This window comes from Hymenobacter sp. BT559 (assembly GCF_016427535.1).
Taxonomy (GTDB): domain Bacteria; phylum Bacteroidota; class Bacteroidia; order Cytophagales; family Hymenobacteraceae; genus Hymenobacter.
Genome location: NZ_JAELXV010000003.1, coordinates 161993 through 182973 on the forward strand (window position 1 = coordinate 161993; position 20981 = coordinate 182973).

Here is a 20981-nt window from a genome sequence, read left to right on the forward strand (position 1 = left end):
AATGATACAAGTGTATATGCTTTAAAATTTGGTTTGCACTACATTGTATTACATATTTGTCCGTAATCAATTCCTTCTACCGATGCTTCACCAGGGCGAAATAGTGCAGGAAGCTATTAAAAATAGCGGTATTTCCATCACGCGCATCGTGGAGGAGCTAGGAATCACACGGCCTACTATGTACCGTAAATTCAAGGATGATACATTAGATACAAAATTTGTCAGAAAAATAGGCGAAATAATAGGACATGATTTCGCTCAAGACTTTACAATGCCCGAACAATCATCGCTACCGTTTGTATCATCGCCACCCAAAAGTTACGTTACAGCCCCTGTTGCACCACGTGTAACAACAACTCAAGTAGCTGATTTAGATGTTTCCAATCAACTATTGACCCTTCAGACGAAGTATATAGCGCTGCTGGAGGCCTACAATGAACTGCTATTGAAAGTGTACGGTCCAAAATGAACGAAAATGTTTCACGTGGAACATTTTCGTTCGCGTTTTGCAACAGCTTCCTCTTAACACTTTAAGACAAAAGGAGGGCAGGATATGCGAGGAGCTTAAGCAAATATTTCCCGCTTGCACAAACGGACGTTTTGTAGCGAGGAAAGGGCAGACCTAGAGAAGTAGCATCTGGCCTATAGCACCAGCCCCATCGAGAAGAATAACTGGTGCGGTCAAAGGAATATCACCTCTGTTACTGCTTGCTCACCAACCTCCGCGTTGAGCAATTCTAGCACGCGGGTTTTAGCCATCACGAGTTCGTGCTTGAGCGGAGCTGAAGTAAGGCGTACAAAGAGTTTGCCCTTGCTAACGTAAACCTCTTTAGTTTTTTGAGCAACAGCTTTACCCATCACGCGCTCCCAGCTAGCCACTACGGTCACCTCATTCAATTTGCCGCCCAGCCGGTAGGCGCGCACTAGTGCTTCCAGTCCTTCCTTAAGCGGTATAATATCGGCCCGACGTCCGGAAGCAGAAGGCAAAGGTTTTTTCATGGAGCAGTGGGCGGGCAGCGATATAACAAGGCAGCTAGCCTTAGTTAATGGCTCGAGCTACTAGCAAGGCAAAATTACAATGCCTAGGTTCTTACAAAATTCAGATAAGCCTAAATAGGGGTAACGGTGCCAGCTTGTACCCTAAAGCGACGAATGTCGCCGCCAATACCAGCAAGTGCTTGGTCGGTGCGGGCTAGGCTCGTGTCCGTAAGGAATACTTGACCGAAAGTGTGCTCGGCTACTAGCTGCAAGAGTCGGGCGATGCGTTTATCATCGAGTCGGTCAAAGATGTCATCAAGCAATAGCAAAGGCTTACTCGCTATTCCTGCTCGGCCATCTGAGCCTGGTAGCGAACGATTTGCAAGCAGCTCAAACTGCGCTAGCTTGAGTGCTATGACGAAGGACTTTTGCTGGCCCTGGGACGCATAGGATTTGACAGGTAGCTCGTCCATTAGAAATATGAAGTCGTCGCGGTGTGGGCCTACGTTGCTACGCTGCATGGCTAGGTCGCGGCGCTCGTTAGCTAGTAGCAAGTGCCGAAAGTTTTGGCCTGGCAATTGGCTCTTATAAGCCAGTGACACTACCTCGCGCCCTTCTGCTAGCTGCTGATAGTGGCTTTGGAAGACCGGCGTAAACTCAACTAAGAAGCTTGCCCGCATTGCTGACAGTTGCTCTCCTAGTGGGGCTAGCTGGTCGTCGAGTGCTTGCAGGTACAGTACGTCGAAGCCATGGCTACCGCTAGGCTGCTGTTTAAGGGTAGCATTGCGCTGGCGTAGCAGCCCATTATATTGAATGAGCAGTTGCAGAAAGTCACCGTCTAGCTGCGACTGCAAGCTGTCAAAATAGCGCCGCCTCTCCTCGCTGCCTTGCCTTATTAAATCCGTATCGTAGGGCGAGATGAGCACGGCGGGGTAGCGGCCAATGTGGTCGGCCATGCGCTCGTAAGGCTGCTTATCATGCGTGAGTGTCTTTTTCTGACCTAGGCGCAAGCTGACCTGAATGGTTTCGGGGCGGTCGAGCAGGGGAGAAGTAAACTTGCCTTTCACTACAAAGAAGTCGGCTCCTTGCTTAATGCTTTGTGCATCTAGCGTTGTGAAGGCGCTCTTGGTCAGAGCTAGGTAGTGGATAGCATCAAGTAAATTTGTCTTGCCACTCCCGTTGTCCCCAATAAAACAATTGATGCCTGGGCTAAGACTTAGCGAAGCTTCGTCGTAGTTTTTGAAAAACAGCAAGTGGAGCTGATTGAGCGTCATTAAGAGCGGTTGGGGAGAGTGCAAAATGATATTACGTAACTACGAGGAGAATTACGTAATTTCGCCCTCCCAACGCGAAATTATAACCCCAGATTATGGCGGAGTCGAAAGTAAAAGATGCGTCGAAGGTTGGCGCGAATGGCAGCAACGGTACCGACGCGGCTGCGTCAACACCGAAAGCCGTCGATAAAGCTACGGGCGTAGAAACCGTGCAGCAGCCGGCCGTAGAGGTTCTACCCGATGCACATGCCGGCGACAACCCCGCTGATGAGCCCAAGGCTACTTCGCCCGCTGAGCCCAAGTTTTCGAAAGAGACCTACATGACTTGGTATGAGCAAATGCAGCTCATCCGCAAGTTTGAGGAGAAAACTGGTCAGCTATATGGCCAGCAAAAAATCAAAGGATTTTGCCACCTCTACATCGGTCAGGAGGCTTGCATAGCTGGGGCGGTGTCGGCACTGGAAAAAGGTGACAAGTATATTACTGCCTACCGCGACCACGCCCACCCCTTGGCGCTAGGTACATCGCCCAATGCCGTGATGGCCGAAATGTTTGCGAAAGCCACCGGCTGCTCAAAAGGCAAAGGCGGCTCGATGCACATGTTTGACAAAGAAGTTGGCTTTATGGGTGGCCACGGCATCGTAGGTGCTCAGGTGCCAATGGGCGCTGGCATTGCCTTTGCCGAGAAATACAACAAGACTGGCAAGCTCTGCATCTGCTACATGGGCGATGGAGCTGTGCGCCAGGGTGCCCTGCACGAAGCCTTTAACATGGCCATGCTGTGGAAGCTGCCCGTGATTTTCGTGGTCGAAAACAACGGCTATGCGATGGGTACGTCGGTAAAGCGCACTTCTAACGTGACAGAGCTTTACCATATTGGCCGGGGCTACGATATGCCCTCGGAGCCAGTAAACGCCATGAACGTAGAGGATGTACACGACGCCGTAGCCCGCGCTGCTGAGCGTGCCCGCGCTGGCGAAGGCCCGACCTTCCTAGAATTCAAAACCTATCGCTACAAGGGCCACTCGATGAGCGACCCGATGAAGTATCGTACCAAGGAGGAACTCGAAGAGTACCGCCAGCGCGATACGATTGAGGCAGTGCGCCACACCATCCTCAGCAACAACATGGCTACAGAGGACGACCTCACTGCCATTGATGAAAAGATAAAAGCGCGCGTGCTAGAGGCGGTAGAGTTTGCCGAGAACTCGCCTTACCCCGACGCGGCCGAGCTGTACGAAGATGTATACGTACAGAACGATTACCCTTATATTCACGATTAAGTAGATTAAATCGAACCCGGCTGGTGCGTTTGCGTCCTGGCCCCATCTGCGGCGCGGCTCCCTTACGAGCCGCGCCGTTGAGCTATCCTAGCTGATGTCTAAAATCCCTTATACCGGCAAAACGCCGGGAGCTCGCCAGCCTGTTCGCCAGGTGTCGACTGACCCGCTAGCTCCGACCCAGGAAAACTACGTAACCGAGAACCCGCTGCTCGAAGACCCCGATGCGCTGGCCGCTCGCTTGGCCGACTCGGAGGACTTTATACGTCGCAACCGCACGGTGCTACTAGCCGTTTTGGCCGCGGTGGTATTAGCGGTGGGCGGTTTCTTTGGCTACAACTATTGGAAGGGCCAGCAGGATGAGCAGGCACAGGCTGCCATGTTCCGGGCAGTAGATAACTGGGAGTCTGACTCGCTGAAGGCTGCGCTGCAAGGCGACGGCAAGCTGCCGGGGCTAAACCGCGTAGCTAGCGAATACAGTGGCACCAAGGCAGCCAACCTGGCTAACTTCTACGCTGGGGTAGCGCTGCTCAAGCAAGGCAAATTTCAGGACGCATACAGTGCGCTCGATAAATTCAGCTCCGACGACTACCTAGTACAGTCGCGGGCCTACTCGCTAATGGGCGATGCGCAGCTAGAGCTTAACAAGCCCAAGGAAGCTGCCGACCTCTATAGCAAAGCTGCCGACCACAAGGCCAACGAGTATTTCACGCCCGGCTACCTGCTCAAGCAAGGGGTGGCCCTCGAGGTAGCGAAAGACAACGGCGCAGCTATTAAAGCCTACGACCGCATTCTAGATGACTACGCTACTTCGCAGGAGGCAGCCGAAGCTCGTCAAGCCAAGGCTCGTTTGCAGCAGTAATAGTAATAATTCGTTCAGTTCATAACGGCACTCTCCTGCAAGGGGGGTGCCGTTAAACTTTTAAGAGGGGCTTCTTATTTAAGTCCTAGGGTGCTGTCGGCGGCCGCAAGGCGCTGCTGCTTTTAATAATGCCGCTTCTGGCAGCAGCTCATTTCTCTCGCTTATTCAATTCAACTTCATGGCAACTGCCCTACAAAATCTTAGCACCTATGACAGCTCAGGGTTTATCGATATCAGCGAAAAACGCTTTGGCTTGGTAGTAGCCGAATGGAACCGTGAGCTAACGGACACGCTCAGCGCCGGAGCCTATGAGACGCTACTGAAGCACGGCGCTAAACCGGAGAACGTATTCCGCAATACTGTGCCGGGCAGCTTCGAGCTTACCCTAGGTGCCCAGCTACTAGCGCAACACGAAGAAGTAGACGCCGTGATTTGCCTGGGTGTTGTGATTAAAGGAGACACCAAGCATGATGACTATATCTGCCACGCGGTAGCTCAAGGCCTCACCACGGTGGGCCTGAAGTACAATAAGCCCGTCATCTTCGGGCTGGTTACTACCAATACCTTGGAGCAAGCCTGGGACCGAGCCGGCGGGCAGCACGGCAACAAGGGCGTAGAAGCCGCCGTGGCAGCTATTCAGATGCTAGGCTTCTAGCGCAGAGCTTTAAAACAGCCTGGAAGGCATTATCTTTGTGGTGGCATAAGTCCCTATTAGGTAACTTAACCGCCGAATTGCCAACTGAACAGGCTGACAGGCACTAAACTTTTTAGCTAGGTCTAGTGTTTGGCTGCCAGACTGGCGTGAGCCAGTAATTGACTTACCTTTAATGCCTTTCCCTTCCGATGACTGAGGAAAACCTGCGCTATTCGCGCGAAGATTTGGCGGAGTTCGATAAGATTATCCAAGATAAGCTCACGGCTGCTCGCAAAGAGCTGTCTTTCATTAAGGAAACGCTTACCCGCAACAATGAGTCGGGCACCGACACTACGGCAGCTTCGCTGAAGGTGCTAGAAGATGGCGCAGAAACTGCTGAGAAAGAAAGCCTCAATCAATTGGCTTCGCGGCAGATGAAGTTCATCCAGCAGTTAGAGAACGCACAGCTCCGCATCAAGAACGGCACCTACGGCGTGTGCATTGGCACGGGCAAGCTCATCCCGAAAGAGCGCCTGCGGGCAGTGCCTCACACCCAGCATTCGATTGAGGCCAAGATGGCTCGTCGCGATTAAAGGATATATGATTTTCCGGCCCGGACCCGTGGCTGGCGCCTTGGCAGCCAGCTACCGGGTCCGGGCCTTGTTTTTATGAGGTTGCTGGTTGCCGGGTAGTTGGGCGCATACAAAGCGGCTGCTCTAACAACCAAAGCCTAGTCCGCCAGTACACATTCAATCTGCACCTAGCAACCAGCCATCTAGACTATATGGGTAAGCAACATTCTTCAGACTATAAGCCGGGCCGGCGTGGCCCGGCCGGGGGCAGTGGCCGCCCCGACCGCTCTAACCGGCCCGAAGGCCGTGGGGGCTACGACTCTCGCGGCAATAGCAGTGGTTATGGTGCTTCGCGCGGGGGTAGTGGCCGTGATAACGACCGGCCCGCTAACCGCGGTGAGTACTCTGGCTCGCGCCCAGCGTTTGGGCAGGGGGGCAGCAAGTTTGGCGGCCGCCCGGATGCCGGCGATAACCGCCGCGGCGCAGCCGGTGGGCGCAGCTTTGGCGACCGTGACCGCCGCAGCTCTTTTGGGGATGATGCCCGGCCACCCCGCCGCTTCGATGCGGCAGGCAGCAGCGAGGGCCGCAATCGCGATGACCGTGGCGAGCGGCCAGCTTACCCACCCAAGCCTATCTGGCAGGGGCAACCCGTGCGCTACGAAGGCAAGCCCACCGTGCCCCGCGGCACGCCTGGCGAGCGCAACCGCAAGTTTATAAAGCAAAATCCTGACGGCAGCGAGCATGAGCGCAGCACCGAGCGCCCGCGCCTGGAGCGCCCTGCTGGCGGCCGGCCCTACGGCGACAACCGCTCGGAGCGCCCCGCCTACACGGGCCGCGACGAGCGCCGCTCGTTTGAGGAGCGCGACGCTCCTCGCCAGCGCCCCAGCGGCGGCAACTATGAGCGGCGCGACGACCGCCGCGGCGACAACCGCGGTAGCTCGGGCGACCGTCCTTACCAACGCGATACTGAAAACCGAGGCGAGCGCCGCAGCTACGGTAACCGCTCGGAGGGTGCTGATAGCCGCGACCGCAAGCCCTACGGCGAGCGCAGCGCGGGCCGTGGTGAAAACAGCTATGGTGCCGACCGCGACCGCGGCACTTACGGCGACCGCAAGCCGTATGGCGAGCGCGCTGCCGGTAGCTTTGACAAGCCCCGCAGCACCGGCGAGCGGCCGAGTACTGGTGGCACGTTCCGTGAGCGCCGCGAGGCTATGCGGGCGGCTACCAGTGGCCCGCGTTCGAGCACCGGCTACGGCCGGGCCGACAAGCCCAAGTTTGGGGAGAAGGCCGGTGAAGCACCGGACTACAAAAACCTCACGCACTACGAGCAAGACAAAACCCGTGGTAACAAGCGCCGCCGCGACGAAGAAGACTTCGGCACCGAGGAGCTGCGCCTGAACCGCTACATAGCCAATGCGGGCATTTGCTCGCGCCGCGAAGCCGATGCGCTTATCGCGGCCGGCGAGATTCGGGTAAACGGCGAGGTGATTACGGAGATGGGTTACAAAGTGCAGCCCTCCGACACGGTACAGTATGGCAAAACCAATCTGAACCGCGAGAAGCTGGTATACGTGCTGCTCAACAAGCCCAAGGACTTCATCACTACTACCGACGACCCTGAAGGCCGCAAGACGGTAATGGACTTAGTGGCGACGGCCTCGAAAGAGCGCATCTTCCCAGTTGGCCGCCTTGACCGCAACACCACGGGCCTGCTGCTCTTCACCAATGACGGCGAAGTGGCGCAGAAGCTAACCCACCCTTCGCACAAGAACAAGAAAATCTACCAAGTAGAGCTCGATAAGCCGCTCACGGCCGAGCACCTAGGAGAGATAACGGCCGGCTTGGAGCTAGAAGATGGCAAAGCTGAGGTAGACGACGTGGCCGTAGTTGCGGGCAACCCGCACTTTGTGGGCATCGAGCTGCACAGCGGTCGCAACCGCATCGTGCGCCGCATTTTTGAGCACCTAGGCTACGACGTAGTAACGCTAGACCGGGTGCAGTATGCGGGCCTTACTAAAAAAGACCTGCCTCGCGGCAAGTGGCGCTACCTGAGCGAGCAAGAGGTAATCCGCTTGAAATACTTCATGTAAATGGTTAATTGTTAAGGGTTAATTATTAATGTAATTGTTCATTAATAATTAACCCTTAACAATTAACCATTAATAATTTATGACCACGCTAGCGCTTGACCTAGGTAATACTGCACTGAAATACGGGGTATTTGCGCGGGCAGGCTTACAGGAAAGTGGCATTCTAGCTGCTCCTGGCCAGCTGCGCGACCTTTGGGTGCGCCACCAGCCACAGCACGCCATACTGGCATCGGTAGCCACAGAGGCCGAGGCCCAGCCCTGGCTAAGTGAGCTAAGCGGTGTGCTGCGCCAGGTGCTGCCGTTGCGGCCAGGCTTTACGCCGGTGCCCCTGGGCATTGCCTACGCCACCCCCCATACACTAGGTGCCGACCGACTGGCTGGCGCCGTAGGTGCGGCGCACTTGCGACCCGGCCAACCCACGCTCATAATCGATGCCGGCACGGCGCTCAAGCTAGACCTCGTCACGGCTGATGGTACCTACCACGGAGGCAGTATTGGGCCGGGCTTGCGCATGCGGCTGCGGGCACTGCACACGTTTACGGGGCGATTGCCGTTACTAGAATTGCCGGCGCCCGGCGCGGCGGTGCAACTAATTGGCGACTCCACGGCCTCTTCGCTGCTGAGCGGCGTGCTCAACGGAGTAGTGGCGGAGGTAAACGGCCTGGTGGCCGAATACCGTCGGCGCTACCCCGGCCTAGGCCTTGTGCTTACGGGCGGTGACGCTCCTTATTTGCAGCCGCATCTAGCCCCGGTCGTGGGCCTTATCTTTGTAGTCCCCGAACTTGTGCTACTAGGCCTAGACCGGATTTTACGCCACAATGTTGACCGATAAAAAACTACTTCTGGCCGCGCTGACCGCTGCCCCGTTGCTGCTGGCTGGCTCGGCCCGCGGGCAAGGTTTAGGTAATTCGCCTTACTCGCGTATCGGGTTGGGCGATAATGTCGGCAACCTAGGCGGCGTGCGCCAACTCGGCATGGGCGGCGCAGGCCTAGCGGCGCCTAACACGGGCAACGTGAACGAGCTAAACCCGGCGTTGCTGTACTACACGCCCCGCACCACTTTCGAGGCGGGTATTAACGGCCAGTACAAGAATGTTCGCAATGCCACCGAATCGTATCGCACGGGCAGCGCTACCCTGGCTTACCTGGCCTTAGCGGTACCAATAAACAAGCGCTGGGGCGCCGCCGTGGGGCTCAAGCCCTACAGCGTGGTAGACTACCAGGTAAACACGACTGGTACCGTCAACGGCGACCCTTACGCCATCGCCTACAAGCAATATAGTGGCTCGGGCGGCTTGTCGGAAGCATATTTCGCTCACGGGTTTCACATTCTGCGCGACCTCAATATTGGGGCCAGCGCGTCGTACCTGTTTGGTACGCTCGACCAAACCAACGGCACTGCCATCACGACGAGCACGGTAGCGGCCAACCAACTGGTGGTAGACCGCGAGCAGCTGCGCTACGCCGATTTCTTGCTGCGGGGTGGCATCCACTACCGGCACAAGCTCGGCAAGGAGCTAAACATGAACCTAGGTGGCACCTACACCTTCGCCACCAATACTAAGGTGACGCGCCAGCGTACCCAGGAGCAGCGCGACGCCAACGGTGCCCTCCTCGGCACCGTCATAAGCCTGACCGATGACTCGGGCCACACCTTTGTTCCGGCGCTTACGCAGGTGGGCTTATCGCTTGATAATAGCCGTAACTTCTCGGTGAACGTGGATGGGGCGTACCAGCAATGGTCGCAGTTTCAGGCGTTTGGCGGTGCTCCAGTATCGCAGCTCAGCGATACCTGGCGCGTAGGCGCAGGCGGCGAGTTCACGCCCGACCCCGGCTCGGTGCAGCATTACTTTCAGCGCGTCACGTATCGCTTCGGCCTGAGCGTGGCTCAGATGCCGTACCGGCCCCTCGGCCAAACGCTCTACGACCGGGCCATTCACTGGGGCTTTGCGTTTCCGCTGCCCACAGCCACGCCCCTCGAATCGACGATTATCAGCTTGGCCTTCATTTACGGCGTGCGGGGCAACACTGACTACCTCTATGGTACCGGGGGCAGCAGCGCCAGCAATGTGCGTGAAAACTACCTGCGCGCCCAGCTCGGCGTTACGCTCAGCAACCGGTGGTTTATCAAGCGCCGCCTACAATAGCTATGGGCTTCCTAGGTGGTTGGCACCTGCTCTCAACTGGCCTCCTGCTGGCTATGCTGCCGCTGGTAGGCTGCAGCGAGAAGGAGGTTGAAATTGCCCCGGTTACCTACAAGGGTCCACTCGCCGAAACTACCAACGTCGAAACGCTAGTGAGCGACTCAGCCCGCTTGCAGCTGCGCCTCACTGCGCCGCTCGAGCAGCAGTTTGAGAACGGCGATGTGGTGTACCCTAAAAAGGTGAAAGTGACCTTTTACGATAAGCCGGGTAAGCTCGTCATCAATACGCTGGAGGCTAAGTATGCTAAAGTTGAGAAAAGCAGCCAGCTCTACACCATGCGCGGCGATGTGCGCGTAGCCAACGTGCCGCAGCAGCAGACGCTGACCACACAGGAGCTATTTTACGATAAGTTGAAGCACAAAATCTACACCGATACGGCCATGTTTGTGCGGGTGCAAACGCCCACTGAGGTACTAACCGGCTACGGCCTGCAAGCCAACGAAGATTTTTCGCTTTACAAGATTCGCCGGCCGGTGGGTACGTTCACGCTCGACCAGGCGCAAGCGCAAGGCAAGTAGAAGTTATGAAGTTTGACAAGTCGCTGCTCAAAACCGTCCTGTTTTCCCTAGGGGTCGTTGCGTTCATTATTGCCACCTACCAAACGGTACTAGAGAATGACTTGCCCGGCAACTATTGGATATACATGATATCGCTGAGCTGCTGGCTGCCGCTGCAATACTGGCGCCGCCAGGAAGCCCGCCGGGCCAAGGAAATAGAGGTGGCCAAGCAGGTAGCCGCCCTCAACCGGGCTGCGGACAAGAAAAACGCTAAGGCTAAGAGGAAGCGCTAGCAAAAGCAGTAGCAGGGTAGTGCGGCGGGCCCGAAAGTCTTACCTAGGCTTTCGGGCCCGCCGCATTAGTGCTTTTAGGACTTTCGGTGGCAATCAGGGCCTTCCGACAAGCGGCTCAGCTTGGGAGTTCGCGCAAATTGTGGTTATTTTGCGCCTCATTTGACTGGTGCGCCTACATTTTTTAGACTGATAAATGGCATTAATTAACACGATTCGGGAAAAATCGGGGGTAGCCGTCGGGGCCGTCGCCATCGGGATGCTGCTATTTATCGTGGGCGGCGACCTGATTGGAGGACGCAACCGGCTGTTTGGCCGCGACGAGCAGATGGTAGGGGAGGTGAACGGCGAGAAAATCGAGCTACCCGAATTCACGGCAGCCCTGGAGCAAGCCAAGCAAAACTTTACCCAGCAGCAGGGCCGCCCGCCCGATGACCAGGCTCTAAGCTACCTGCGCGAGCAAACCTGGAACCAGCTGCTGGCCCGCCGGGCCTACCAGCCCGAGTTCGACAAGCTCGGCCTGCAAACCTCCGACAACGAAATCGTGGACCTCGTGCAGGGCGATAACATCAGCCCCAGCCTGAAGCAAGCCTTTACGGACCCCCAGACCGGGCAGTTTGACAAGACGCGCCTCATCGAGTACCTCAAAAATCTCGATAAGCTACCGCCCGAGTCGCAGGCTGCTTTCCGCAATTTCGAAATTAGCCTCCGTGAGTTTGACCGCCCGCTGACTAAGTACACGGCGCTGCTTAAAAACTCGGTGTACGTGACCTCGGCCGAAGCCAAGCGCTTCGACGAGGCCCAAAACGCAAAGGCTAGCTTCCGCTACCTGTTTGTGCCCTACACCAGCGTGTCGGACTCGGCCGTGAAGCCCACCGATGCCCAGCTGCAAGACTACCTCGACCGCCACAAGGGGCGTTACAAGGTAGAAGATGGGCGCAGCATTGAGTACATCGTTATCCCGGAGGTAGCTAGTAAGGAAGACAGCGCTGCCATTCGCCAGAACATGGATGCGCTGGTTCAGCAGTTCCGCACGGCCCCCAACGACTCGTTGTTTGCCAAGCAAAACACCGACCCCGAACACCCCTACAACCGCGCTTTCCTGTCGCCCGCCGACCTGCCCGAGAAGCTGCGCCAGCAGCTGCCGCTGAAGGTAGGACAGGTGTACGGCCCCTACGCCGAAAACGGCACCTACTCGGTGTACAAAGTGCAGGCTGAGAAAGCCGGCGCCAAGCCCGCCGCTCGCGCCAGCCACATCCTCATCAAGCCCACGGCCGAAACGCCCGAAGCTAAAGCTGCGGCCAAGGCCAAAGCGCAGGACATCCTTAACAAAATCAAAGCTGGGGCCGACTTCGCTACTATGGCGCGTCAGTTTGGCTCTGATGGCACTAAGGAGCAGGGCGGCGACCTAGGGTGGTTTGACGAGAGCCGTATGGTACCGGCCTTCAGCAAGGCTGTGTTTGCCACCAGCTCGGCGGGCCTGCTGCCCAATCTGGTAGAAACCAACTTTGGCTACCACATTGTGAAGGTAACGGCGCCTAAGACAAGCCAGACCTACCAGCTAGCCGCCATCGTAAAGGCCGTGCAGCCCAGCGAAGCCACTCAGAATGCTACCTACGACCGCGCCCAGCAGCTAAAAGCTGACGCGCCCGACCTGGAGGCTTTCCGCCAGCTTGTGACCAAAGACAAGACCCTACAAAAGCAGGAAGCCAAGTACATAGACCGCAACGCCCGCTCGCTGGGTACCCTCCCCAACGCCCGCGAAATTGTACGCTGGGCCTACGGCTACGGCCCGGATGGCAGCAAAACCAACGTGGGCGACGTGCAGCTGTTTGACATCGGCGACCAGCACATCCTGGCGGCCCTCACCGATACCCGCGAGAAGGGTACGGCTACCGTAGCCAGCATCAAGCCCGAGCTGACGGCTGCTGTGCGCAACGAGCTTAAGGCAAAGCAAATCATCGCCAAGCTGCAAGGCAAAAACGGCTCGCTCGAAGACCTAGCCAAGCTGGCCGGCACCGGCGCCCAAGTGCAAACTGCCGAAGGCGTGGCCCAGGGCCAGGGTATCATCCCGAGCGTGGGCTACGAGCCCGAGGCTATCGGCCGTGCCTTCGCCCTGAAGCCAGGCCAGAAGTCGGCCCCCATCCAGGGCGAGCAAGGCGTACTGGTAGTAGAAGGCACTAGCGTAACGCCGCCCGCCACGCCCGGCGACGTGAAAACCCTACGCACCCAGCTGGCGCAGCAGCGCCAGCAGCGCCAGGATGGCCTGATTTACGAAGCCATTAAGGCCCACGCCGACGTGAAGGATAACCGCTCGAAGTTCTTCTAAGCGCCGCGAGGCCCCTAGGGTAGCGCCTGACTAAGTGCTGAGGCTGTAGCCTCCACTTGGTCAGGCGCTTTTTCTTGTATCTTGCTGTGCGGGCTTCCTAAGGCTCGTTCCGCTCGCTATGGCTACGTCGTCGAAACCAGTTCTTTCCTTCACCAAGCGTGGGCTGCCGGGCTTGCTGCTACTGGCCTTAGGGCTCTTGCTGGGTCTGAGTCTCGGCCGGCATAGCGCTTGGGCTGTTGAGATGAAGTCTTTTGTGTATCCGCTGGCCCTGTTGCTGGCTGTGGGCGGCTGTAATATGGTGGGCAGCTATGTACACCAGCGGCCGTTTCATACCCTGAGGACGGAACTCTTGGCTTCAGCCGTGCTAGTAGTGTCGCTCTGGCTAGGCTCTCTGGCGCGTTAGCGCAGCAATAGGTGCAACTGCTGGCATTCGAGAAGGAAGGCTCGGAGGTCAGCGTTTGAACAAAGTACTTGAACAGCGGCGTTTAGGGTAATTATCTTAGGTTTGATAGATGAAAACTATGCGTCGACTGTCGTTGCTGCTGCCGCTGGGCTGGCTGGCCCTGGCTGCTCCCTTGCGCGCCCAGCCTACCCTAGGGGGTCCGCGCCCCGGCAGCTGGGCCCCGGTGAGCGGCGCCACGCTGGCCAAAGACTACGCCCGCCGCGGCGAATACGAAAAGGCCGTTTTCCTCTTCAGTCAGCTAAAGGCCGACGAGCAAACCAGCCCGGCCGTGCTGCCCGATTACCTGGCCGCCCTGCAAGCCCAGAAACGCTATAAAGACGCCGAGAAGCTTGCCAAGCGCGCCATTAAGCAGCACCCCGAGGAAGGCACCTATAGCGTGGCCCTAGGTGGCCTCTACGCCGCCAGCGGCGACGCGGCCGCGGCCGACAAGCAGTACCAGCGCGTACTAAGCCAGCTCACGCCTGCGCAGGTGGCGCCAGTAGCCGCCGAGTTTGGGCGCCGCGAGCAGCCAGCCTGGGTCGAGCGCACTTACCTGCGCGGGCGCGAGCTTGCCAAAAACGGCTCGGAATACGCGCCGCAGCTCATTCAGCTGTACACCCAAAGCCAGCAGCAGGACAAGCTACTGGCCGAGACCCTGCGCCTCGTGCAGCAAGACGAGCAGCAGTTGCCTTTTGTGCGCAACATGCTGCAGAATGCGCTGCACGAAGAAAAGGACTTTAACGCCCTCGATAAGCTGTTGGTGACGGCCGTGCAGGAGCACCCCGAGCAAAGTGCCTACAGCGAGCTGCTGCTGTGGCTGCAGGTGCAGCGCCACGACTTTGCGGGCGCGTTGGTGCAGGCTCGTGCCCTCGACCGGCGCAGCAACACCAAGGGTAGCCGTGTGCTGCAGCTCGGTAGCATTGCCGAGCGCAACAAGGACCATGAAAGCGCCATTGCGGCTTACGACTACGTGGTGCGCGAGTATCGCCAGGGCCCGTATTACCAATTGGCTCGCCAGCGCCTGCTGCAAGCCCGTGAGGCGCAGGTGCGCGACACGTACCCCGTAGACCAGGCCAAGGTGCGCGCCCTGGCTACCGAGTACGAGAGCCTACTGACTGAGCTGGGCCGCACGCCCGACACGGCCCCGGTCATTCGCAGCCTGGCCGACCTCTACGCGTTTTCGCTGGACAACAGAGCCAAGGCCATGAGCCTCTTGCAAGAAGTTATCGCCATGCCGCGCGCCAGTGCGGACGTAGTAGACGAAGCCAAGACCACCCTAGGGGACTTGTACTTGCTGAAGGGCGAGCCCTGGGAAGCCACGCTGCTCTATTCGCAGGTGGAGAAAGCGCATCCCGAAGCGCCCCTAGGCTACGAAGCCAAGCTGCGCAACGCCCGCCTGAGCTACTTTGCCGGCGACTTTAAGCTGGCTCAAAGTCACCTCGATATTCTCAAGGAGGCCACCACCCGCGAAATCGCCAACGACGCCATGCAGCTCTCGCTGCTCATCCAGGAAAACACAGCTGAGGACACCCTAGGCACCGGCCTGAAGGCCTACGCCGCGGTAGAGGAGCTGGTATTCCAAAACAAGCTCGCTGAGGCCAAAACTGGCCTCGACAACCTGCTGCGCAGCTATCCCGGACACGCCCTCACCGACGACGCGCTGTACTTAAAAGCCCAGCTCCAGCGCCGCACCGGCGACCTGCCCGGGGCCGTGGCCACCCTCAAGCTCCTCACCGACAATCCCAAATACGACGTGCTGAGCGACGACGCGCTGTTCTTATTGGCCCGCATTCAGGAAGAGGACGTGAAGGACAAAGCCCAGGCGCAAACCCTTTACCAGCAACTGCTCACCAAATACCCCGGCAGCATCTACGTGGCCGAGGCCCGCAAGCGCTTCCGCCGCCTGCGCGGCGATGCGGTGCAGTAGGTGCCGCCGCGGGTAGGCTAGGGGCCGGGCGTGGGCCGTTCTTCTGGCCTTACCTTCGTGCCGGTGCCAGCCGCGGCCCGTGCTGCCCAGCTAGCGCGGCGAGGCATTGTCGAGCATAATACCTACCCCTTCTACCATGAGTTTAATGTACCAAAAGCTTCGGGCGCGCGGCCTCACTTTTAGCCATGTGTGTGAGGTTGGCGTTTACATCCCGGAGACTTCCAACATTCTCGACTTCATCAACAACGGCGTGCGGGCGACCCTGGTAGAAGCCGACCCCGACGTAGCGAAGAAGATAAAGGCCGCCTTTGCCACCAAAAACATCGACCTGCACCCGGTGGCCGTGTGGGATACCAACGGCACGCTAAAGCTGTCTAAAGCGGCCTCTTCCACGTTTGCCACCGAGCTGCCCACCAGCCCAGCCCTCGAAAACGACCGCTACCACGTGAGTGAGGCCACGACCTTCGAGGTGCCCTGTGTGCAGTTTTCAACCATTGACGACGGCACCATCGACCTGCTCAGCATTGACATCGAGGGCGGCGAGTGGTACGTATTGAAGCACCTAGTAAGCTCGCCCAAGGTATTATCTATCGAAACGCACGGTAAATACTACACCAATCCTTTCCTGACGGAAATAACAGCTTGGCTGGCGCAGCATAACTATACCCTATGGTATAAGGATGGCAGTGATAGCGTTTTTATAAAGGAAGGACTTTTTCCCGTTAGCCTCTTCGACAAGCTCGCCACGAAGCGCGTGGAATTATTAATTCGTTGGAAGAAGTTTAAGCGAATTTTCAAAAAGAAATAACCTAGGCCAATTAACGAACGCGCTACAAAAGAATGCCGTCGTTCTTTTAGCCTGGTTTCTGGATTTTAGTCGCGAGCAATAAATGTGGACTTTCTTTTCGGAAGCTAGGGTACGTAAATTAAGCGTGTTTTTTGGGATAGTGATAATAGCCGGGATATTCCTGTCTGCTTTCATTAGAATACTACCTAGCATTGGTATTGCGGGTCTGTTTCTGACGAGCATTGGCTATAGCATCACGCACAAGCGCATTGCCCAGCGAGCACACTGGCCGGTGCTGCTGAGCTTCGGGCTCATCTACCTGTTGCACGCCGCCACTGGAGTTTGGGCCTGCCTCTTTGCCGGAGGCTCGGGCGCGCTACTGCTGCAAGACCTGGTGTTGCAGCTGCCGCTGCTGTTGCTCCCGCTCTCTTTCTTGCTGCTACCTACTTGGCCCGAGCGGCAGCGCACTGTGCTGTGGGTGGTGCTCATTGGCTGCTGCCTGCTCTCTGCGCTTGGTAGCACTATTAATTATTTTATTCACTACGAGCAAATTGACGATGCCTACATGCGCTCGCAGGTGATGCCAACCGTCCCGGATTATATTCGGTTTAGCCTGTTAATCAGTATGTCCGTGCTGGTAGGCACCATGCTGCTGGTCCAGAAGGCGCTGCCTCTTAGCTGGCGCTGGCCAGTGGGAGGGGCGGTGCTGCTGCTGTTCGTCTTTCAGCATTTGCTAGCGGTGCGCAGCGGCCTACTGACCATGTATGCGGGCGGGGTACTACTGCTTGGGTGGCTGGCGTGGCAGCCCAAGCACCGGAAAACGCTGCTGTTATTAGTCGCTTCATTAGCAGTGCTCGCGGGTATTTCCTTGCAATTATTTCCGACGCTGCAGATTCGAATTATTAATACGCGTTACGATGCCGGACTTATGGACTTGACGGACGCGGCAAATAATTACTCTATTACGGCTCGCTTTTATTCCTATAAGGTAGCATGGGTGCTTGTTGGCGAACATCCACTGGCAGGAGTAAGCAAAATAAAGCTCGACGAAGCCGTTGCCAGCCAATATAGCTATATGTATCCGCAGATAGAAGTTGCGCATTATCTGCTGCCGCACAATCAATTTTTATATAATCTGGCAGCGTATGGCCTACTAGGCCTTTTGGTGTTTCTAATTGCCTTCTATTATCCCTTATGGATTGGCGTGCGCACTAAAAACATGGTGCTGATTCTAATTTATACAATAGTATCCCTCTCCTTTCTGGCAGAATACACCCTCGAGACCCAGATTGGGCTACTGACGGGTATTTTCTTCATTTTGCTAGCGCTCATTCCCACTGCTCCAAGCCACTCTGCCGCCCGGTTGGCTAGGGAATAAAGCCCTAGGTCAAGTTTATGCTTAGCTCTTTCCTCACGCGTATTCGGCTGGCTTACCGGGCCCGCCGCGCCGAGCGCCTCATGGCAGCCCTCAGCACGGCCGATGCGGCGGCGCTGAGCACCCAGGCCTCGCCGCAACGAGCGCGCGTGCTTGTGGTGCGCAACGACTCGATAGGCGACTACCTGCTGTATCGCCCCTGGCTGCGCCAACTCAGCGGCGTGCTGCGCGCTCGGGGGCAACGACTTACCCTGCTCGCCAATCGGGTGTGGGCGCCGCTGGCGCAGGCCTGGGATGGCGAGTGGTGCGAAGAAATAATAGCCGTAGACTTTGGGGCTTTCACCAAAGACCTATCGTACCGAAGCCAACTAGTGCAAAAGCTGGGCGAGAAAGGCTTTGGTGAAGTCATCTATCCGCTGCATGTGCGCGAGCCCACCGTCGAAAATTTTATTCGATTTCTGCAGGCGCCCGTTCGCGTAGCCAGCGAAGGGGCGCACCAGGTCGGCGAGTGGTTGTCGTTGCTCAATGCTAACTACTCGCACCTGCTGCCTAGCACTCGGGCCGTGCTCTTCGAGTACGACCGCAACCGCGAATTTTTTGAGAATTGGCAGCAATTGGCAGCGGGTCCAAGCGTGCCGCCAGCTACTATCGAAATAGCGCCGCTGGCCCTGCCCCCTGCGGTGCACGAGGCCGCCCGCCAGCTGGCAGATACTACCGCGCCCTACCTAGTGTTGTTTCCCGGTGCCAGCGCCCGCCAAAAAAGGTGGCCGCCGGCTGCTTTTGCGAAGCTGGCTCAACAGCTGCACCAGCACTATGGCACCCACTACCGGCTAGTTATTGCTGGTAGCGCCGCCGACGATAAGCTAGCTCAGCAGCTACTGCGAGCAGCTGGGCCTACCGTGCCGCTCGAAAACCAGTGTGGCAAAACGGACCTGCCAGGGCTAGCCGCGCTGCTGGCCGCGGCGCAACTGGTCATCAGCAACGATACGGTGGCCGCCCACCTGGCCGTGCAAGCCGGTACGCCCTGTTTGGTGCTGCTAATGGGGGAGAACTACGGCAAGTTTTTTCCCTATCCCCCCGCTTTGCTACGGGCACCTTGCCAATGCCTGTTTCCGCCTAGCCAAGAAGAGCGGTTCGCCCGCGGTGAGTTCAGCCCGCCTCCTCGCGACCCATTGATTGATAAAATTCCGGTGGAGCGGGTGCTACTGGCCGCGCAGCAACTGCTACCCTGAGCAATGGTAGTAAACTAGGCTCAAAGCATCCCTAGGTGGCCCCATTGCCGCTTACGGCTGCAAATAGGTGAAAGCAGCACCTAGGAGGCACGGGAAAACTAGCCGAAAAAAGCAAACATTAGCGCCAGTACCACAATGAACACCACGTACATCAGGCCATCGGATAAAATATATTGGCGGTAGCGCTGGTAAAACTCGCGGAGGCGGCTCATAAGCAGGGGCAAAGGAGCGAGCGAAGGTACGGCGGCTAATTTTTGCGTACTTTTGAGGCTATTCTTGTTCTATTTATTAATGCCTGTTATTCCTCTCAAGCGCTGGATATTTGCCCCCGACCCCGACCCCGCGACAGTGGCCGGCTTAGGGGAGGCGCTGAGTATCAGCCCAGTGTTAGCGCGGCTGTTGGTGCAGCGCGGTATAGTGACGCCGGCGGCGGCACAAGAGTTTTTCGACCCTAAGCTGGCCGATTTGCCCTCGCCCTGGCTGATGTGTGACATGGACGTGGCCGTGGCCCGGGTAATGCGCGCCCTGCAGAACGGCGAAAAAATTCTGGTGCTGGGCGACTACGATGTGGATGGCATTACCTCGGTAGCCTTGGTAGTGAGCTACTTGCGGCCACTAGCCGAAGCCCTCGACTTGCCCGAAGAGAAGAGCCGCTTTCAGCCCTATATCCCCGACCGGCACCGCGAGGGCTACGGCATCTCGATGCAGGCCGTCGACTTTGCCAAAGCCCACGGTTTTACGCTGGTTATTGCCCTTGACTGTGGCGTGAAGGCTGTAGAGCAGGTAGCCCACGCCAACGACCTAGGGCTCGATTTTATCATCTGCGACCACCACTTGCCCGGCGAAGAGCTGCCGGCCGCCGTGGCCGTGCTCGACCCCAAGCGGGCCGATTGCAACTACCCCTATCCCGACCTATCGGGCTGCGGAGTAGGCTTTAAGCTCTTGCAAGGCCTCACCGAGCGCCTAGGGCTGCCTACCGCCCCGCTCTATGCGCAGCTCGACCTCGTGACGGTGAGCATTGCCGCCGATGTAGTGCCCGTGACGGGTGAAAACCGTGTGCTGGCTGCCCACGGCCTGCGCCGCTTCAACGTGACGCAGGCTGCCGCGGCGGCCCAGGCCGCTACGCCCCAAGTAGCCCAAACGGCTGCCGACACGCTCGATGGCCCGGCGCCGCGCCCAGCGCAGGCGCCCTCCTCGGCCCACCTACCAAGCGAAGGCCTCCGCCCCGGCCTAGCGGCCTTGCACGAGCTGGCTGCCCCTCGCCAGGGCCCACTGAGCTTGAGTTCGCTGGTGTTTGGGTTTGCGCCGCGCATCAACGCCGCTGGGCGCATGGGCGATGCCCACCGCGCCGTGAACATGCTGCTGGCCCCCACGCAGCAGGAGGCACGCTACACGGCCGAGGTAGTCGACCACATGAACCAGGAGCGGCGCCTCTCGGATGCGCGCACCACCCAAGAGGCGCTGGCCATGATTGCCGAAGACCCTGAGGGCGCCACGGCACCCGCCACAGTGCTCTTTCAGCCGCACTGGCCGCAGGGCGTGCTGGGCATCGTGGCTTCGCGCTGCCTCGACCAATACTACCGGCCTACTGTTATTCTCACTGAGAAGGATGGCATGGCTACTGGCTCGTCGCGCTCCATCGCGGGCTTCGATGTGCATGAGGTGCTAGAAGCCTGTGCGCCGTTGCTGAGTCAATTTGGCGGGCACCGGGCGGCGGCCGGCCTCACGCTGCCCGTCGAAAACCTACCGGCTTTTAAGGCGCAGTTTATGCGCGAGGTGGCCGCCCGCGTGCCGGCTGGCCAGCAGCCCGTACGGCCCGTAGATATCGATTCATGGCTAGATTTTACGCACCTCACCACTGACTTTTTAGCCGAATTGCAACGCCTGGAGCCCTATGGGCCCGGCAACCCCGCACCCGTGTTCGCTAGTGCCGACTTGCGGGCAGTACCGGCATCGGTGCGGCCAGTAGGCCAGGCCGGCCACCTCAAAATGCGCCTGATGCAGCCCGAGCAGTCGCCGGGCGTGGTGCTAGAAGCCATTGGCTTCGGCCTAGGGCACTACCTGCCGCGCCTGCTCGAAACACCTGATGCGCCGCTAAGTGCGTGCTACATCCTAGAGATGAACGAGTTTCGGGGGCAACGCACCTTGCAGTTGCGCTTGCTAGACCTGCGCTGGGAGTAGTTTTTTGCGCTGCTAGCTTCCGGTTGC

The 20981-nt window shown here is 58.0% G+C and carries 19 protein-coding genes; 17 read left to right on the plus strand and 2 right to left on the minus strand.

The genetic code is table 11. From position 1 onward, the window contains the following. Positions 1-82: 82 nt before the first annotated feature. Positions 83-469 carry a helix-turn-helix domain-containing protein gene (locus tag JAO77_RS11510; RefSeq protein ID WP_198990532.1) on the plus strand — a complete coding sequence of 129 codons (387 nt, stop codon included), beginning with the start codon at positions 83-85 and terminating at the stop codon, positions 467-469. A 212-nt stretch (positions 470-681) separates the two neighbouring features. On the opposite strand, the gene JAO77_RS11515 is transcribed toward JAO77_RS11510, so the two are convergent. Together JAO77_RS11515 and recF are read right to left on the minus strand one after the other, a co-directional pair. Next, the gene (locus JAO77_RS11515) at positions 682-999 is read right to left on the minus strand and encodes a DciA family protein (RefSeq protein ID WP_198990533.1); all 318 of its coding nucleotides are present in this window, start codon (positions 997-999) and stop codon (positions 682-684) included. Positions 1000-1109: 110 nt separating this feature from the next. Next, on the minus strand, positions 1110-2252 hold the full coding sequence (gene recF, locus JAO77_RS11520) for a DNA replication/repair protein RecF (protein ID WP_198991068.1): 1143 nt from the start codon (positions 2250-2252) through the stop codon (positions 1110-1112). A gap of 320 nt (positions 2253-2572) precedes the next feature. Between recF and pdhA the strand changes: the two genes are divergently transcribed. The 16 genes from pdhA (at position 2573) to JAO77_RS11600 (ending at position 20954) form a co-directional block, all read left to right on the plus strand. Continuing rightward, positions 2573-3535 carry a pyruvate dehydrogenase (acetyl-transferring) E1 component subunit alpha gene (gene pdhA, locus JAO77_RS11525; RefSeq protein WP_198991069.1) on the plus strand — a complete coding sequence of 321 codons (963 nt, stop codon included), beginning with the start codon at positions 2573-2575 and terminating at the stop codon, positions 3533-3535. Positions 3536-3629: 94 nt separating this feature from the next. Then, complete coding sequence (locus JAO77_RS11530) at positions 3630-4394, plus strand: tetratricopeptide repeat protein (RefSeq protein ID WP_198990534.1); 765 nt, start codon at positions 3630-3632, stop codon at positions 4392-4394. Positions 4395-4572: 178 nt separating this feature from the next. After that, positions 4573-5049, plus strand: a complete 477-nt coding sequence (ribH, locus tag JAO77_RS11535) for a 6,7-dimethyl-8-ribityllumazine synthase (RefSeq protein WP_144845925.1) — start codon at positions 4573-4575, stop codon at positions 5047-5049. Between the two features lie 188 nt (positions 5050-5237). After that, positions 5238-5621: a TraR/DksA family transcriptional regulator gene (locus JAO77_RS11540; RefSeq protein ID WP_198990535.1), complete on the plus strand. Its 384-nt coding sequence runs from the start codon at positions 5238-5240 to the stop codon at positions 5619-5621. Between the two features lie 191 nt (positions 5622-5812). Then, a complete protein-coding gene (locus JAO77_RS11545; RefSeq protein ID WP_198990536.1) occupies positions 5813-7690 on the plus strand; it encodes a pseudouridine synthase in 1878 nt (625 codons plus the stop codon). A gap of 79 nt (positions 7691-7769) precedes the next feature. Next, complete coding sequence (locus JAO77_RS11550; RefSeq protein WP_198990537.1) at positions 7770-8522, plus strand: type III pantothenate kinase; 753 nt, start codon at positions 7770-7772, stop codon at positions 8520-8522. Then, positions 8509-9837, plus strand: a complete 1329-nt coding sequence (gene bamG, locus JAO77_RS11555; RefSeq protein WP_198990538.1) for a BamG family beta-barrel-assembly machinery protein — start codon at positions 8509-8511, stop codon at positions 9835-9837. Before JAO77_RS11550 ends, bamG begins: the two co-directional genes overlap by 14 nt. A 2-nt stretch (positions 9838-9839) precedes the next feature. After that, a complete protein-coding gene (gene lptC / locus JAO77_RS11560) occupies positions 9840-10412 on the plus strand; it encodes an LPS export ABC transporter periplasmic protein LptC (RefSeq protein WP_198990539.1) in 573 nt (190 codons plus the stop codon). A gap of 5 nt (positions 10413-10417) precedes the next feature. After that, on the plus strand, positions 10418-10684 hold the full coding sequence (locus JAO77_RS11565; protein WP_198990540.1) for a hypothetical protein: 267 nt from the start codon (positions 10418-10420) through the stop codon (positions 10682-10684). 193 nt (positions 10685-10877) lie between these two features. Further along, the gene (locus JAO77_RS11570) at positions 10878-13010 is read left to right on the plus strand and encodes a peptidylprolyl isomerase (protein WP_198990541.1); all 2133 of its coding nucleotides are present in this window, start codon (positions 10878-10880) and stop codon (positions 13008-13010) included. 118 nt (positions 13011-13128) lie between these two features. Further along, complete coding sequence (locus JAO77_RS11575) at positions 13129-13413, plus strand: hypothetical protein (RefSeq protein WP_198990542.1); 285 nt, start codon at positions 13129-13131, stop codon at positions 13411-13413. 109 nt (positions 13414-13522) lie between these two features. Further along, on the plus strand, positions 13523-15379 hold the full coding sequence (locus JAO77_RS11580) for a tetratricopeptide repeat protein (protein ID WP_235998387.1): 1857 nt from the start codon (positions 13523-13525) through the stop codon (positions 15377-15379). Positions 15380-15524: 145 nt separating this feature from the next. Then, on the plus strand, positions 15525-16187 hold the full coding sequence (locus tag JAO77_RS11585) for an FkbM family methyltransferase (RefSeq protein ID WP_198990543.1): 663 nt from the start codon (positions 15525-15527) through the stop codon (positions 16185-16187). A 412-nt stretch (positions 16188-16599) separates the two neighbouring features. Beyond that, the gene (locus tag JAO77_RS11590; RefSeq protein WP_198990544.1) at positions 16600-17544 is read left to right on the plus strand and encodes an O-antigen ligase family protein; all 945 of its coding nucleotides are present in this window, start codon (positions 16600-16602) and stop codon (positions 17542-17544) included. Positions 17545-17561: 17 nt separating this feature from the next. Then, positions 17562-18773 carry a glycosyltransferase family 9 protein gene (locus tag JAO77_RS11595; protein ID WP_198990545.1) on the plus strand — a complete coding sequence of 404 codons (1212 nt, stop codon included), beginning with the start codon at positions 17562-17564 and terminating at the stop codon, positions 18771-18773. A 291-nt stretch (positions 18774-19064) separates the two neighbouring features. Continuing rightward, a complete protein-coding gene (locus tag JAO77_RS11600; RefSeq protein WP_198990546.1) occupies positions 19065-20954 on the plus strand; it encodes a single-stranded-DNA-specific exonuclease RecJ in 1890 nt (629 codons plus the stop codon). Positions 20955-20981 lie beyond the last annotated feature (27 nt).

Excerpts from the sequence above, each read along its gene's own strand:
- JAO77_RS11510 (WP_198990532.1), top strand. The coding sequence starts at position 83 with ATGCTTCACCAGGGCGAAATAGTGCAGGAAGCTATTAAAAATAGCGGT.
- JAO77_RS11540 (WP_198990535.1), top strand. The coding sequence starts at position 5,238 with ATGACTGAGGAAAACCTGCGCTATTCGCGCGAAGATTTGGCGGAGTTC.
- JAO77_RS11550 (WP_198990537.1), top strand. The coding sequence starts at position 7,770 with ATGACCACGCTAGCGCTTGACCTAGGTAATACTGCACTGAAATACGGG.
- JAO77_RS11530 (WP_198990534.1), top strand. The coding sequence starts at position 3,630 with ATGTCTAAAATCCCTTATACCGGCAAAACGCCGGGAGCTCGCCAGCCT.
- JAO77_RS11585 (WP_198990543.1), top strand. The coding sequence starts at position 15,525 with ATGTACCAAAAGCTTCGGGCGCGCGGCCTCACTTTTAGCCATGTGTGT.
- lptC (WP_198990539.1), top strand. The coding sequence starts at position 9,840 with ATGGGCTTCCTAGGTGGTTGGCACCTGCTCTCAACTGGCCTCCTGCTG.
- ribH (WP_144845925.1), top strand. The coding sequence starts at position 4,573 with ATGGCAACTGCCCTACAAAATCTTAGCACCTATGACAGCTCAGGGTTT.
- JAO77_RS11570 (WP_198990541.1), top strand. The coding sequence starts at position 10,878 with ATGGCATTAATTAACACGATTCGGGAAAAATCGGGGGTAGCCGTCGGG.
- recF (WP_198991068.1), bottom strand. The coding sequence starts at position 2,252 with ATGACGCTCAATCAGCTCCACTTGCTGTTTTTCAAAAACTACGACGAA.
- JAO77_RS11575 (WP_198990542.1), top strand. The coding sequence starts at position 13,129 with ATGGCTACGTCGTCGAAACCAGTTCTTTCCTTCACCAAGCGTGGGCTG.
- JAO77_RS11595 (WP_198990545.1), top strand. The coding sequence starts at position 17,562 with ATGCTTAGCTCTTTCCTCACGCGTATTCGGCTGGCTTACCGGGCCCGC.
- JAO77_RS11515 (WP_198990533.1), bottom strand. The coding sequence starts at position 999 with ATGAAAAAACCTTTGCCTTCTGCTTCCGGACGTCGGGCCGATATTATA.
- JAO77_RS11565 (WP_198990540.1), top strand. The coding sequence starts at position 10,418 with ATGAAGTTTGACAAGTCGCTGCTCAAAACCGTCCTGTTTTCCCTAGGG.
- pdhA (WP_198991069.1), top strand. The coding sequence starts at position 2,573 with ATGACTTGGTATGAGCAAATGCAGCTCATCCGCAAGTTTGAGGAGAAA.
- bamG (WP_198990538.1), top strand. The coding sequence starts at position 8,509 with ATGTTGACCGATAAAAAACTACTTCTGGCCGCGCTGACCGCTGCCCCG.
- JAO77_RS11600 (WP_198990546.1), top strand. The coding sequence starts at position 19,065 with ATGCCTGTTATTCCTCTCAAGCGCTGGATATTTGCCCCCGACCCCGAC.
- JAO77_RS11545 (WP_198990536.1), top strand. The coding sequence starts at position 5,813 with ATGGGTAAGCAACATTCTTCAGACTATAAGCCGGGCCGGCGTGGCCCG.
- JAO77_RS11580 (WP_235998387.1), top strand. The coding sequence starts at position 13,523 with ATGAAAACTATGCGTCGACTGTCGTTGCTGCTGCCGCTGGGCTGGCTG.